Annotated in this window: 13 protein-coding genes and 1 pseudogene; 10 read left to right on the forward strand and 4 right to left on the reverse strand. The window is 44.9% G+C overall.

Features of this window, described 5'->3' with window-relative positions; translation table 11 throughout:
• Window positions 1–131: 131 nt before the first annotated feature.
• Window positions 132–1,994: a methyl-accepting chemotaxis protein gene (locus tag JEZ96_RS03555; RefSeq protein ID WP_025007853.1), complete on the forward strand. Its 1,863-nt coding sequence runs from the start codon at window positions 132–134 to the stop codon at window positions 1,992–1,994.
• Between the two features lie 62 nt (window positions 1,995–2,056).
• On the opposite strand, the gene JEZ96_RS03560 is transcribed toward JEZ96_RS03555, so the two are convergent.
• The 3 genes from JEZ96_RS03560 to lolB form a co-directional block, all read right to left on the reverse strand.
• Window positions 2,057–3,004 (reverse strand): ribose-phosphate pyrophosphokinase, encoded by a 948-nt coding sequence (locus JEZ96_RS03560; RefSeq protein WP_011073601.1) that lies wholly within the window; start codon window positions 3,002–3,004, stop codon window positions 2,057–2,059.
• A 110-nt stretch (window positions 3,005–3,114) separates the two neighbouring features.
• A complete protein-coding gene (gene ispE / locus JEZ96_RS03565) occupies window positions 3,115–3,969 on the reverse strand; it encodes a 4-(cytidine 5'-diphospho)-2-C-methyl-D-erythritol kinase (RefSeq protein ID WP_128090169.1) in 855 nt (284 codons plus the stop codon).
• Between the two features lies 1 nt (window position 3,970).
• Window positions 3,971–4,615: a lipoprotein insertase outer membrane protein LolB gene (lolB, locus tag JEZ96_RS03570; protein ID WP_011790632.1), complete on the reverse strand. Its 645-nt coding sequence runs from the start codon at window positions 4,613–4,615 to the stop codon at window positions 3,971–3,973.
• 252 nt (window positions 4,616–4,867) lie between these two features.
• Between lolB and hemA the strand changes: the two genes are divergently transcribed.
• The 5 genes from hemA to JEZ96_RS03595 all read left to right on the forward strand — a co-directional run bounded on the left by hemA (window position 4,868) and on the right by JEZ96_RS03595 (window position 9,304).
• Complete coding sequence (gene hemA / locus JEZ96_RS03575; protein WP_011790631.1) at window positions 4,868–6,118, forward strand: glutamyl-tRNA reductase; 1,251 nt, start codon at window positions 4,868–4,870, stop codon at window positions 6,116–6,118.
• A gap of 14 nt (window positions 6,119–6,132) precedes the next feature.
• Window positions 6,133–7,224, forward strand: coding sequence for a peptide chain release factor 1 (prfA, locus tag JEZ96_RS03580; protein ID WP_025007851.1), 1,092 nt, complete (start codon window positions 6,133–6,135; stop codon window positions 7,222–7,224).
• A 2-nt stretch (window positions 7,225–7,226) separates the two neighbouring features.
• Entirely contained in the window at window positions 7,227–8,075 is an 849-nt protein-coding gene (gene prmC / locus JEZ96_RS03585) for a peptide chain release factor N(5)-glutamine methyltransferase (RefSeq protein ID WP_011790629.1), read from the forward strand.
• A 449-nt stretch (window positions 8,076–8,524) separates the two neighbouring features.
• Window positions 8,525–8,917 carry an SMI1/KNR4 family protein gene (locus JEZ96_RS03590; RefSeq protein WP_011790628.1) on the forward strand — a complete coding sequence of 131 codons (393 nt, stop codon included), beginning with the start codon at window positions 8,525–8,527 and terminating at the stop codon, window positions 8,915–8,917.
• 105 nt (window positions 8,918–9,022) lie between these two features.
• Window positions 9,023–9,304: a hypothetical protein gene (locus JEZ96_RS03595; RefSeq protein ID WP_227498122.1), complete on the forward strand. Its 282-nt coding sequence runs from the start codon at window positions 9,023–9,025 to the stop codon at window positions 9,302–9,304.
• A 253-nt stretch (window positions 9,305–9,557) separates the two neighbouring features.
• Here the strand turns inward: JEZ96_RS03595 and JEZ96_RS03600 are convergent, their stop codons facing one another.
• Window positions 9,558–9,971 carry a GNAT family N-acetyltransferase gene (locus JEZ96_RS03600; protein WP_061782821.1) on the reverse strand — a complete coding sequence of 138 codons (414 nt, stop codon included), beginning with the start codon at window positions 9,969–9,971 and terminating at the stop codon, window positions 9,558–9,560.
• A gap of 119 nt (window positions 9,972–10,090) precedes the next feature.
• Here JEZ96_RS03600 and JEZ96_RS03605 point away from each other — a divergent pair.
• The 4 genes and pseudogenes from JEZ96_RS03605 to kdsA all read left to right on the forward strand — a co-directional run bounded on the left by JEZ96_RS03605 (window position 10,091) and on the right by kdsA (window position 13,588).
• Window positions 10,091–10,487: pseudogene (locus JEZ96_RS03605) on the forward strand (SirB2 family protein).
• Window positions 10,487–11,275, forward strand: a complete 789-nt coding sequence (locus JEZ96_RS03610; RefSeq protein ID WP_011790624.1) for a transglutaminase family protein — start codon at window positions 10,487–10,489, stop codon at window positions 11,273–11,275. The pseudogene JEZ96_RS03605 and the gene JEZ96_RS03610 overlap by 1 nt, the downstream one beginning before the upstream one ends.
• 161 nt (window positions 11,276–11,436) lie before the next feature.
• Complete coding sequence (locus JEZ96_RS03615; RefSeq protein WP_011790623.1) at window positions 11,437–12,684, forward strand: DUF819 family protein; 1,248 nt, start codon at window positions 11,437–11,439, stop codon at window positions 12,682–12,684.
• A gap of 55 nt (window positions 12,685–12,739) precedes the next feature.
• The gene (gene kdsA, locus JEZ96_RS03620) at window positions 12,740–13,588 is read left to right on the forward strand and encodes a 3-deoxy-8-phosphooctulonate synthase (protein ID WP_025007849.1); all 849 of its coding nucleotides are present in this window, start codon (window positions 12,740–12,742) and stop codon (window positions 13,586–13,588) included.
• Window positions 13,589–13,709 lie beyond the last annotated feature (121 nt).

Here is a 13,709-nt window from a genome sequence, read left to right on the forward strand (position 1 = left end):
AAGCGGTAATGCTGATTAAGAGTGTGAATACCGACATCAGAATAGGCACCACAAGTGATGATTGTATATGGTTTAGCTTTTATAGGCTGAGCTTTTATACCTTGAAGAAAATAATGATATCGGGGACTTTTATGTTAATCCGCTCAAAGTTGTTACTCAGTGCGGCAGTATCCATTTCGGCATTAATTGCGATGTTTGGCTTGCAACTTCATTCTAATTCTGTCGAATCGGAGCTTTCCCATTTGGCGCAAAATATACTCGAATTAGAACGAGACACGCTTATACTTCGTCGGAATGAAAAGGATTTCTTTGTTCGTAAGGATTTAAAGTATGTTGAAAACCATAAACAGGTTTATGGTCAGATAAGTCAATCTATCCCCGCATTGGAACAAATCTTCAAAAAATATGATGTCCCGACGCAATCTTTAGATAATTTTTATCGTCACTTAAATCAATATCAGTCAACATTTAGCGAGGTGGTAAAACTACAGCAAGAAATAGGCTTAACCCCTCAAACGGGACTTTACGGTACGCTAAGGACTGCTGTCCATAACGTAGAATCATTGCTGAAGGAATATGAGCAGGCATCTCTCGCGGTTGCAATGCTGCAATTAAGACGTAATGAAAAAGATTTTATGTTACGCCGCGAACTCCGCTATGTGGAAACCTTTGATACCAATATTGTTTCATTTAACAATAGCTTGCTTTCTTCAGGCTTAGATAGCGATATCCAAGATAAAATTTCCGTTCTTATTGAACAATATCAAAAAGATTTCAAAGTGTTAGTTAATAAAGAACAACAGCTTGGCTTAACAGAACAAGATGGGACCATGGCGCAGATGATTGAGGCAAATAAGTTAACCGAAGCAAGCGCCGAGGAGTTGCATCGTCTGGCACTTAAAGCGATTGAGGTAGCCAAGAGCAGCAGCGTTAATCTTGGTATGATGGTGTTTTTATTAATAACAGCATTACTGTCTATTATCACCTATCTGATTATCCGCAGTATTATCACCCCTGTTGAGCGCATTACTCAGGTCATTTCTCGCATCGAGCAGAGCAAGGACTTGACCTTAAGATGTGACGCTTCGACCCAAGATGAACTAGGTAAGATAGCTGAACATTTTAATAGTATGGTGGGGAGCTTTCAGCAGTTGATCGAGCAAGTTATTGAGTCTGTTGCGACCATCAATACATCCTGTAAGCACGTATCTGAAAATGCCATGCTCGCCTCTGAAGGTGTAGCACAGCAGCTCAATGAAACCGATATGGTAGCAACAGCGATAACTGAAATGGGGGCAACCATAGATGAAATTGCCAAAACCACTGAGCTTGCCGCACTTAAGGCGGGTAAAACCCATGATAATGCGCAGAGTGGTCAACTGGAAGTTGAGCAAACCATACATAAGATCCAGTCTCTGGCCGAGCAGCTCAATAGCTCTGCATCGGTTGTGGATGAATTAGAGCGTGACAGTGAAACGATTGGCAGTGTGCTTGATGTGATCCGTGGCATTGCCGAGCAAACCAATCTCCTCGCGCTAAATGCTGCGATTGAGGCTGCACGTGCCGGTGAGCAAGGTCGAGGTTTTGCTGTGGTTGCTGATGAAGTGCGTAGTCTTGCGATGCGAACTCAATCCTCGACTCAGGAAATCGCCAATATTATCCAAACCTTGCAGAGCCGAACCCGTTCCATTGTGCAGCTTATGGATGCCAGTCAAAAGCAAGGCTCAGAAAGTGCAGAGCAGGCCGCCGCCGCCGGTGCACTGCTGAAACTTATCAATAATGATGTGCGTAATATTATGGATATGAGCACGCAAATTGCGGCAGCTATCGAAGAGCAGAGTATGGTTGCCGCTGAAGTGAACAAAAACGTCGTCGTGATCCGTGATATTGCTGAAGAATCATCAAAAGCGGCTGATGCTAACGCTTCGGCATCCGATGAACTTAAGGCCCAGGCCGAGTATCTCTATCGCGCAGTAAGCAATTTTAAAATCTAAACCTTTGGGGAAAACAAAAACGCACTCAAATGAGTGCGTTTCTTTTACTGCAAGTCGCCAGATTAATGGCTAAACATCGCAGAGATAGACTCTTCGTTACTTACGCGACGAATAGCCTCTGCCAGTACCGCAGACATTGTCAACTGAGTGACTTTAGCCACTTTTAACATTTCTGGACTTAAAGGAACTGTATCGGTAACGATAACTTCATCGATCACTGAGTTGGTAATATTTTCAGCCGCTTTGCCTGAGAACACAGGGTGGGTTGCGTAAGCAAATACGCGGTTTGCACCATGTTCTTTTAAGGCTTCTGCCGCTTTACACAGAGTGCCGCCTGTGTCGATCATATCGTCAACGATAATGCAGTCGCGGCCTTGAACATCACCGATGATGTGCATAACCTGAGCGACGTTCGCTTGTGGGCGACGTTTATCGATAATCGCCAGATCGGAATCATCGAGCAGTTTGGCAACCGCACGAGCGCGAACAACGCCGCCAATATCGGGTGAAACCACCACTGGATTATCGAGTTTCTTCGCTAACATATCTTCTAGTAGCACAGGGCTACCGAATACGTTATCAACAGGGACATCGAAGAAACCTTGGATTTGCTCAGCGTGCAGGTCACATGTCAAAACACGGTCAACACCGACGCTTGACAGGAAATCGGCAACCACTTTTGCAGTAATAGGTACACGTGCGCTACGAACGCGACGGTCTTGACGTGCATAACCAAAGTAAGGAATCACGGCGGTAATGCGACCGGCAGATGCACGACGCAGAGCATCAACCATAACGATGAGTTCCATCAGATTATCGTTGGTCGGCGCACAAGTGGATTGGATGATGAACACATCGGCTCCACGTACATTTTCGTTAATTTGGACACTGATTTCACCATCGCTGAAACGACCAACCACTGCGTCTCCGAGTTTGCAAAATAGACGATCGGCTATCTTTTTAGCGAGACTGGGGGTGGCGTTCCCAGCAAAGAGCTTGATGTCGGGCACTGTATGAACCTCAGGCGTTTGCTTTATATTTTAGTGGCTAGAGTAACGACGATGTAGGGACGGGAGGACCCGAGGCGTTATCGTATGTGGTTACCCTAGAAGAAAGTAGTTTACGGATGATTGAGCCGCGTGATAAGCGGCGAAATATTCATCCCTTTTGCAACAAATCCTTGCATATCAGACGGTAATTTCGCCAAGGCTGCGAGAGCTTGTTGCTGTTGTGTAAATTCCCCAAACACGCATGCGCCTGCTCCGGTCATTCTCGACGGCGCATATTCTAGCAGCCAGCCCAAGGCCTTGGCAACTTGAGGGTATTTAGATACGACCAGTTTTTGGCAATCATTTATCCACGCCTGACTCATCAAAGTATCGATGGCAAGTTTTGGGGTGTTACGTGGTAAAAGGGGATCTTGGAACACTTCGGCGGTGGAAACGTGGGCATCTGGTGCAATAACTAAATACCAAGGCTCTGGTGGTGATACCACTTGTAAGCGTTCACCGATACCTTCGGCAAAAGCCGCGAAACCATGAATAAAAACAGGAATATCGGCACCCAATTTAAGACCAATTTTAGCCAGTTCTGCGGTCGATAATTGGGTGTTCCATAACGTGTTTAGTGCCACTAATGTGGTGGCAGCATCCGATGATCCGCCGCCTAAACCGCCACCCATCGGCAGACGTTTATCTAGCCAGATTTCTGCTCCACCTTTAAAGCTTGTCATTTGTTGTAATGATTTTGCGGCTCGCAGAATTAAGTTATCGCTATCTGCGACAACGCCAGCCATATTCGAATGCAAAATCAGCTCTGAGCTGTCAGTGACCTTGAAATCAAGCATGTCGCAGTAATCGATAAACTGAAACAAGGTTTGCAACTCATGGTAACCGTCGGTGCGGCGGCCATTGATGTGTAAAAACAAATTTAGTTTGGCTGGCGCGGGCCAATTACGGGAGATAGCTGCTGACATGCTAAGGTTTTTCCCCAATCATTATTGTGGCCTTGCCAAGGGCTTGCCATTGATTGATTTGTAGTTTGAGTTGTAAATCACCGCGTTCAAGTTTTAATTGATGGGGGATATGAGCACCGCTCTGTAATTGCCAACTTAAAAATTCGACGACCCAAGAGGGGGGTGTTTGATCATTAATCAGTTGTTTAGGATTCGCTTTACTATCGCGGCTTAACACGCGATCCTGCGAGCCGATTTGGCCTGTTATCCAAAGTGGCAAATCAGCTAAGGGGATCGACCAACCGCTGACGCGCTCAAGTAAATCTTGGGCGTTATTGTCTTTAAAGTCTTTGCCATCAATATGTAAATGGGCGGAGTTAGGTGTCGCTTCTAGGGTTAACACCGTTGTGCCTAGCATTGTCGTGAGCGTGAGTTCATCACGCTCTTCGCTATGGCGCCAATAAAGATTGGCACTGAGCTTATCTTCAGGGGTTTTTATGGCTAGTTTGCCCTGTAATTCCCATGCTTTTGCTTGGTCAGGGTGGCTTACTGTGATGGGGGTTAAGTCATCAGCAGGAGGCAGCGTTTGGCAGCCACCCAAAAAGAGCAGGGTGCTCAAGGCAATACAAGAGAAAATGGATTCTGTGAAGCGCTTCAAATTATTCATCTATGACTGATATACCAAAGTCCTTATGATACGAGGGCTTGGGAATAATACCAATGCCAATCGTAAAATTTCCATCGGCGGTCACTTAGGATTCGCTTCTTAGCGCCAATCCATGTTTATCTAGATTGATAGAAAATTTAGGTAACAAGTTAGACCTTTATTCGGTTTTGTTAAGCGTATTCTGTTTTTAGTTGGGCCAATTCAGTAGAATGCCCTTATTAAGATAGACGCCAAGAATCTAGAAAGAGTCAGATGAGCCTTGTAGCAATCGGTATTAACCACAAAACAGCCACGGTAGACCTGCGTGAGAAAGTTGCCTTCTCTCCAGACAAAATTCATGACGCCATGAAGAGTCTGGCCAGTCGTACGCGCTCGGGTGAAGCCGTTATTGTCTCGACCTGTAATCGCACTGAGTTGTATTGCAACAATGGCGATGAGGCTGACATCATTGAATGGCTTGAAGAATATCATGGCCTAGATCATAAAGATGTGGCGCCTTGCCTATACAATTACCACGGCCAAACCGCGGTTAAGCATTTGATGCGTGTTGCTTCAGGGCTTGATTCGTTAATTTTAGGTGAGCCGCAAATTCTAGGGCAGGTGAAGCAAGCCTTCGCGAAAGCCAAGGAAGCGGGCACAGTTGCTTTAACCATAGATCGCCTTTTCCAAAATACCTTTTCCGTTGCCAAAAAAGTGCGCACCGAAACGGAAATTGGCGCTGCTGCTGTGTCGGTGGCTTTTGCCGCTGTGAGTATGGCGAAGCATATCTTCTCCTCACTGTCGACCACTAAGGTGCTGTTGATTGGTGCGGGTGAAACGATAGAATTGGTAGCCAAGCATTTAAAAGATAATGGTGTGGCCTCCATGGTGGTGGCAAACCGTACTTTAGAGCGTGCTCAGGGCATGTGTGAAGAGTTTGGTGCGACTGCAATTACGCTGGCGCAAATACCAGATTATCTCCCTAAAGCCGATATCGTGATATCCTCTACCGCCAGCCCGCTACCAATCCTTGGTAAAGGCATGGTCGAAAAAGCGCTAAAGCAGCGTCGCCATCAACCTATGTTATTGGTTGATATAGCAGTTCCCCGGGATATTGAGCCGGAAGTCGCCGATTTGGATGACGCGTTTCTGTATACAGTGGACGACCTGCATAGCATCATTGAACAGAATATGGCTTCTCGAAAAGAAGCCGCCGAGCAAGCTGAATTAATTACTGAAGAACAATCTTACCTGTTTATGGATTGGGTACGTTCTTTAGAGTCGGTCGACAGTATTCGCGAGTATCGCAATCAGAGTATGGCGATAAAAGATGAGTTAGTAGAACGCGCCCTGAATAAATTAGCTCAAGGGGGCGATACTGAGCAGGTATTGATTGAATTAGCCAATCGCCTGACGAACAAACTTATTCACGCACCAACCCAAGCCCTCACTGCGGCGAGCCGTCAGGGTGATTTGAATACACTAGGTCAGTTAAGAACAGCGCTTGGATTAGATAAAAACTAAGGTTAGCGAGTTAAATGAAGGAATCCGTTATCCGCAAGCTGGAAGGCTTGCTCGAGCGTAATGAAGAAGTTTTGGCCTTGCTTGGTGATGCATCTGTTATCGCTGATCAAGACCGTTTTCGTGCATTATCAAAAGAATATTCTCAGTTAGAAGAAGTGGTTGCAGGCTTTAAAGCTTACCAACAAGCACAGGCTGATCTTGATTCCGCCAAGGAAATGTTGGAAGAAGATGATGCTGAAATGCGCGAGATGGCGCAGGAAGAAATGAAGGCTGCCAAAGTAAAATTAGAGCGCCTTGAAAGCGAATTGCAGATCCTGCTTCTCCCTAAAGACCCTAACGACGATACCAACGCCTTTATCGAAATTCGCGCTGGTGCCGGTGGTGACGAAGCGGCGATTTTTGCGGGCGATCTGTTCCGTATGTACAGCCGTTATGCCGAAGCCAATCGCTGGCAGATGGAAGTGATGAGCTGTAACGAAGGTGAGCACGGTGGCTTTAAAGAAATCATCGTTAAAGTCAGCGGTGAAGGTGCCTACGGTAAGCTGAAATTTGAGTCGGGCGGTCACCGCGTACAACGTGTGCCAGAAACCGAATCACAAGGGCGTGTGCATACCTCGGCTGTTACCGTAGTGGTAATGCATGAAGTGCCAGAAGCTGAAGCGATTTCAATCAATCCTGCCGATCTTAAAGTCGATACTTTCCGATCATCGGGTGCGGGTGGTCAACACGTTAACAAAACTGACTCGGCTATTCGTATTACCCATATTCCAACGGGGATTGTGGTCGAGTGCCAAGATCAACGTTCGCAACATAAAAACCGTGCTCAAGCCATGAGTGTGTTGGCTGCACGTATTCAAGCGGTTGAGGATGAAAAACGTCGTAGTGCTGAAGAGTCGACTCGCCGTAGTCTGGTTGCCAGTGGTGACCGTTCCGAGCGTGTACGTACCTACAACTTCCCCCAAGGCCGCGTGAGTGAGCATCGTATCAATCTCACTTTGTATCGCTTAAATGAAGTGATGGAAGGCGATTTAGATGCGATTTTAACACCGCTGATGCAAGAGCATCAGGCCGATCTGTTAGCCGCACTGGCTGACGAGCAGGGGTAACTTTGTCCGATCAATCTAGCATCGCTGAAGCCCTACAATGGGCCTATGTGCAGTTAGCATCAACCTCTGAATCCGCTCATCTGGATGCAGAGGTTTTTCTGCTATATTGCCTCAATAAAAATCGTGCTTATCTCTATACTTGGCCTGAAAAGGCTCTGACGATTGACCAGTGGAAACGCTTTCAGCAAATGGTACTAAAACGCCAAAAAGGCGTGCCCGTTGCACATATTGTGGGCGAACGTGAGTTTTGGTCGCTGCCTTTTATTGTCAACGACACTACTTTGATCCCGCGTCCTGATACCGAAATTCTGGTAGAAACCGCGCTAAATTTACCCCTATCGACCTATGCTAAAGTGCTCGATTTAGGCACAGGCACTGGCGCGATTGCACTGGCATTGGCGTCCGAGCGTGAGTCATGGGAAATTACCGCTGTCGATAAGGTCGATGATGCTGTCGCGCTGGCTATCGCAAATCGTGAAAACTTAAAGTTGCCGCAGGTTGAAATCCTCCAGAGCGATTGGTTTAGCGCCGTAAAGTCGCGGGATTTTGACTTAATCGTCTCAAATCCACCCTATATCGATGAGGCAGATGAACACTTGCACCAAGGCGATGTTCGCTTCGAGCCGCAAAGTGCATTAACCGCCGCCGAGGAAGGCTTTGCCGATCTCTACTATATCGCCAAAACTGCCCGCGATTATTTAAAACCTAATGGTTATATCCTACTCGAGCATGGTTTTGAACAGGCCGTAAAACTCAGAGGTAAGTTAATCGAACTGGGTTATGAAAATGTCGCCACAGTGCGTGATTTTGGCAGCAATGATAGATGCACTATGGGCAAATGGGCGGAGTAATTCGCCCTTGTTTTTAATGAAGATGTTTACATTGTGAGCCGTTATTCGTTATTCGTTATTTGTTGTCCACTATCCACTATTCATGAACCGTCATTCCCCCAATGCTTTTGAGCGGGAATTCAGCTTTTGGTTAGATCCTAAAGTCGTGGCCAAATTCAGTTAACGATAAATGATCTATTATTGGTCGCGTGCATTATTTTAAAGCAGCAGATCTCCCCACCTCGCTGCTCCTCGATAGAGCAAATGGCATACCTTATAAGTCTGATTATCGAAACTTACCCGTAAATATTATCACTACAATAGGCGTGCTTTGGACGGTAAATTGAACTAGACAATATTGGCTAAGTGTTAGATTATCAAAAAATTAATGAGCATGCTTTCACTAAACTGAGGTGAAAGATGAGCTTGTACATTATATAAGTGTTATAGCTAAAGCTAAGGAGAGTGCAGTGGCGTTTGACTTGTCCGAAGAACAGCTAAAGCGAACCGAGGAAGAGTTGGGAGCAAAATTGCCTCACGAATACCGTGAAGCGATGAAAATAGATAACGGAGGCGAGGCGTCTACAGAAGAAGACGATTGGGAGTTTTATCCTATTAAAGATATCTCGAATAGGAAAAGGTTATCGCGTACTTGCAACCACATTATTAATGAAACCGAGTCATGCCAAGGTTTCGGCTACTTCCCAGAAAGTGCGATCACCATTGCAGGTAATGGGTTTGGAGATCAAATGGTTTTTCTGAAAGAAGGCGAATCGTTTGGCGACACTGTGTATTTATGGCTGCATGAAACGGGAGAGCTCCAGCAATTGGCAGGTTCGTTCAGTGAAATCAAAAAGCGATAACACAGCGATGCACTGTGACATCTTTTCCGTTGCAGTTTCGCCTCCATTACAAAAAAGTTGCACGCACTGGCGGCGTCAAATGCTAAATCACCACATGGAGTTAAAATGAAGAAAATAGCATTCATCACATTGGCTGCAATTGCTTTAGTAGGTTGTAATCAAAAGGCTCAAATAGATCAATCTAAGATGTGTATTTATAGTACTGATGAAGAAGCAAAGCAGTGTAAATCAGGTGAAATGTCTTGGTTTAAGCCTAGCCGTTGGGGCAATGAGCAATTACCACTCAATGTTGCTGGTGCATATTGTGATTTTAACTACGAAGTAATGTACAACAACTCTGGTGTGATCTGTGTGTTCACAGATAAACGATTGTTATTGGTCAATTAAAATGGCCTTTACCATAGCGTAGTTAGGTGTGACGGCGTTTCGTTGTGGCAGTAGAAAAAGACAAGTAAAGATAAAAGTTGGTTCCCCGCATTCGCGAGGATGGCTTTATTTTAGGTGGCTTACTTCGTTTTAGATGGATAACTCAGGTTTGTTGGCTGGCATGTATTTGCTCCAGTTCAGTGAAATGGCTGGGTTAGATATCTGGAATTGTAGCTGAAGCATTGGGGTAGTTTACGGCCGTAGACCTTCAACATCACAACACTTTTACCATAAAGAATTTACTGCCGATTTCGGGGTAGGCTTGTTGTACCCATTGCACATGGTAACCGTGGCGCTCGTAGAAAGGCTTGGCTTGAAAATCGAGGGTATCAAGCAAGGCAAATTGACAACCGCGAGCTTTTGCTTTGGCCTCTGCCTCTAATAATAATCGCGAACCGATTTTTTTATGTCTTAGGGAACCATCAACCCAAAGATAATCAATTAAAAACCAATTACCGAAGGTTTTGCCGCTAATGCCTGCTAGCAGTTTTCCCTCTGGATCTTGCAGTTTTAATCCCAGATTTTTACGGCTAAGCCCTTGCCAATGGGCTTGGTTAAATTCCACTATTTTTTGTTTTATCGCCTCGGCAAAATCAGCCGATTCATCGTCAATTGGCGTTAAATTCATAATCATTTTCTCTGTATTTTTGACTCAAACTAAGCGCGCTAATCAAGACGGTTAGACATTGGTATGCCGTAAAGGATTAGGGTAAACTAGCGCCTTTGTCACTGACCATAAGAATCGAAATGGAAACTTTTTACAGTCTATATCCTGCGGTTAAGCATCTGCATTTTACCTTTATCGCGTTGAGCGTGCTGTTTTTCACTGTTCGTTTTGTGTTGCATTTACGTCAGTCTGCATTGATGGATAAGAAGTTCATTAAGATTGCCCCCCCATGTGATCGACACTTTCTTACTGCTTTCTGGCTTAACCTTGTGCTTTATGATCAAACAATATCCTTTTGTGGATCCTTGGATGACCGAAAAAATCGGTGCCGTTGTGGCTTATATTGCGCTAGGTGTGATTGCGATAAAAGCGAATAGGAATAAACTTTTCAAAGTGTTTGCCTTCCTCGGTGCTATAGGTTGGTTGGTCTATGCCGCCAAATTGGCGCATTTTAAACAAGCGGTATTATTGGGTTAATGGGTAAATATACACTTCAAGATGGTATTTCATTGCCTGAGTCGGCTTTGGATGTAGGTGCTCACCTTGGCTTTTCGAACCTTAAAGCGGCTAAGTGGGCGTGGTTTGAATTGGCAGGAGCGGTATTAAGTCATTACTTAGTTAATCAGCAGCAACGTTTAAATGCGCTATTACATTGGTTTTATCAAGACCTCGGTTTTTGTGCCCGCGACAATTACTTTAGTGTTGAAGCTGCAGATTTAGGTACTTGCCTTATTAGCAAGCAGGGTAACAGTACAACGCTTGCTACCGTATTGATGTTACTCGCAAAACAACTCGATTTAGAGCTTGAATTGTTGTTGCTCCCGGGTAATAGCGTGTTGCGTAGTAAAATTGCTGGCGAGGTGCGTTATTTTGATCCGCTAACAGGGAATGAGCTGACTCGCCACCAATTACACGTATTAGTGCGCGGTGAGTTAGGTAATGCGGCGCAGTTAAAGCCAAGCTATTTTAAAGCCGCTTCGGTGAAAAAACTTATTACCCGTATGCTGCATGAACTAAAAGCGGGTTGTATTGTTTCTCACCAATTTGAGGCAGCATTGGAATGCTGTAACTTGCTTTTGCAATGGCATCCAGATGATGTGCACTTAAATCGTGAGCGCGCTTTCATTGCCCAGCAATTAGGCTGCATTAATGTGGCGGTGGCTGATTTACAGCACTTTGTTGATAATAGTCCACACGATCCTGTGGTCGAAATTGTGAAGATGCAGCTTAAAGAACTTAATGAGCACGCAGAGATTTATCATTAAAAGAAGAGCCTCTCGGGGCTCTTCTTATTTATTCAATGGTACGACTCAATCAAATCAGCAAAAAATAATAACATTGGGCAATTGGACGTTTGTCCAAGGACTTAAAGGTTAAGTCTCTAATATAAATAAAATAATTACTGTATTAACAGGGAGAAATTAGCATGACAGGCACGGCATTAGTTACCAATGACGCGGTGGCACTCGGGATACTTGCAACTATTTTAGGTTTTGTTTTTTATACCAGCAGTAGTCACCATCCCTTTTGGCAAAAGTTTTACCGTTTTATTCCTGCGTTATTATTGTGCTACTTCCTGCCATCATTGTTAAATACCTTTGGGGTAATCGATGGGCACACATCGCAATTGTACTTTGTTGCATCCCGTTATTTACTACCCGCTTGTTTAGTATTACTTATTTTAAGTGTTGATTTAAAAGCTATTTTAGGTCTTGGTCCTAAGGCCGTGATCATGTTTTTAACCGGGACTATTGGCATTGTGATCGGCGGACCGATAGCCTTACTTATGGTATCTGTGATTGAACCTTCTTTAATCGGTGTCGATGGCCCCGATGCGGTATGGCGCGGTATGACAACGCTTGCGGGGAGCTGGATTGGCGGCGGTGCAAACCAAGCAGCAATGAAAGAAATCTATGAAGTGGGCGGTAATATTTTTTCAGTGATGGTGACAGTCGATGTGATTGTGGCCAATATTTGGATGGCAGTATTGCTGTTTATGGCCTCAAAAGCTAAAGAGATAGATGCCAAAACAGGGGCGGATACGTCGGCTATTGAAGCATTAAAAAATAAAGTCGAAAAATATCATGCTGAAAATGCGCGAATTCCTAATCTTCGGGATTTGATGCTCATTGTCGCCGTTGGGTTTGGTATTACGGGTGTCGCCCATATTGCGGCTGATTTTCTGGGGCCATTCTTCGAAGCCAACTATCCGTGGACCGAGGATTACAGCTTAACGTCTAAATTCTTCTGGCTAGTAGTGATAGTCACAACGATTGGGTTAGCGATGTCCTTTAGCCCTGTGCGTCATTTAGAGGCGGCTGGCGCATCGAAAGTGGCATCGGCTTTCCTCTATATCTTAGTGGCGACCATTGGTCTGCATATGGATGTGAGTAAAGTACTTGATACACCACTGTATTTTCTAGTGGGTATTATTTGGATGGTAGTGCATGCGGGCTTTATGTTATTAGTGGCTAAGTTAATTAAGGCTCCCTTGTTTTATATGGCTGTTGGTAGCCAAGCCAACGTTGGGGGCGCAGCATCGGCGCCTGTTGTTGCTGCGGCATTTCATCCCGCATTAGCGCCAGTGGGCGTATTATTAGCCGTATTTGGGTATGTGTTAGGCACCTATATGGCTTGGATTTGTGGTCAACTTTTACAGTTGGTTGCCGCATAGATCGATATTCAGTTTATTGCTGGGCAGGGGTCCAGTATTTTAGAGAGAAATTGCGATGAGTAATAAAATCATAAACCTAGGTTCAATCGAAATTGCAAACGATAAACCTTTTGTGTTGTTTGGTGGCATGAACGTGCTTGAGTCTCGTGATCTCGCGATGTCGATTGCTGAAACTTATGCCGAAGTCACCCAAAAATTGGGGATCCCCTATGTATTTAAGGCCTCCTTTGATAAGGCGAATCGCTCTTCTGTCAATTCTTACCGTGGTCCAGGTATGGAGGAGGGGTTAAAGATTTTTGAAGAAATCAAAAAAACCTTCAATCTGCCATTGATCACCGACGTACATGAAACCTATCAGTGCGCCCCCGTTGCTGAAGTGGTTGATATTATTCAGTTGCCAGCATTCCTTGCCCGTCAAACCGATTTGGTTGTGGCAATGGCAAAAACGGGTGCCATCATCAATGTGAAAAAACCGCAGTTTTTAGCACCTCACGAGATGCGCCATATCATTACTAAATTTAATGAAGCGGGTAATGACGAAATCATCCTCTGTGAGCGTGGCTCATGTTTTGGTTACAACAACTTAGTTGTTGATATGCTGGGTATGGATGAGATGAAGCAGTCGGGTTATCCAGTGATTTTCGATGCAACCCATGCATTGCAACGCCCTGGTGGTCGTAGTGACTCTGCGGGTGGCCGCCGTGCCCAAGCGACTGAATTAGCTCGCTGCGGTATGGCACTTGGTTTGGCAGGTTTGTTTATTGAAGCTCACCCTGATCCAGATAATGCTAAGTGTGATGGCCCATGTGCGCTACCTTTGCACCAGTTAGAAAATTATCTGAAGCAAATGAAAGCCATTGATGATCTCGTTAAATCCTTCGAGCCAATCGATACAAGTAAGTAAGGGTAAAAAAGAGAGGTTGAATAAACCTCTCAAGCATAGCAGGGGAGCTTTTATGGCTCGGGCAAGAAATAAATTGCCAATATTTACGATGAAAAAGACGAAGGATAGTAAGCCGTTATTC

Source organism: Shewanella putrefaciens (assembly GCF_016406325.1).
In the GTDB taxonomy this organism is placed as follows: Bacteria; Pseudomonadota; Gammaproteobacteria; order Enterobacterales; family Shewanellaceae; genus Shewanella; species Shewanella putrefaciens.

Coding starts and splice junctions, on each gene's coding strand:
- JEZ96_RS03555 (WP_025007853.1), top strand. CDS start 132: ATGTTAATCCGCTCAAAGTTGTTACTCAGTGCGGCAGTATCCATTTCG.
- prfA (WP_025007851.1), top strand. CDS start 6,133: ATGAAGGAATCCGTTATCCGCAAGCTGGAAGGCTTGCTCGAGCGTAAT.
- hemA (WP_011790631.1), top strand. CDS start 4,868: ATGAGCCTTGTAGCAATCGGTATTAACCACAAAACAGCCACGGTAGAC.
- JEZ96_RS03595 (WP_227498122.1), top strand. CDS start 9,023: ATGAAGAAAATAGCATTCATCACATTGGCTGCAATTGCTTTAGTAGGT.
- JEZ96_RS03615 (WP_011790623.1), top strand. CDS start 11,437: ATGACAGGCACGGCATTAGTTACCAATGACGCGGTGGCACTCGGGATA.
- JEZ96_RS03600 (WP_061782821.1), bottom strand. CDS start 9,971: ATGAATTTAACGCCAATTGACGATGAATCGGCTGATTTTGCCGAGGCG.
- ispE (WP_128090169.1), bottom strand. CDS start 3,969: ATGTCAGCAGCTATCTCCCGTAATTGGCCCGCGCCAGCCAAACTAAAT.
- kdsA (WP_025007849.1), top strand. CDS start 12,740: ATGAGTAATAAAATCATAAACCTAGGTTCAATCGAAATTGCAAACGAT.
- JEZ96_RS03610 (WP_011790624.1), top strand. CDS start 10,487: ATGGGTAAATATACACTTCAAGATGGTATTTCATTGCCTGAGTCGGCT.
- lolB (WP_011790632.1), bottom strand. CDS start 4,615: ATGAATAATTTGAAGCGCTTCACAGAATCCATTTTCTCTTGTATTGCC.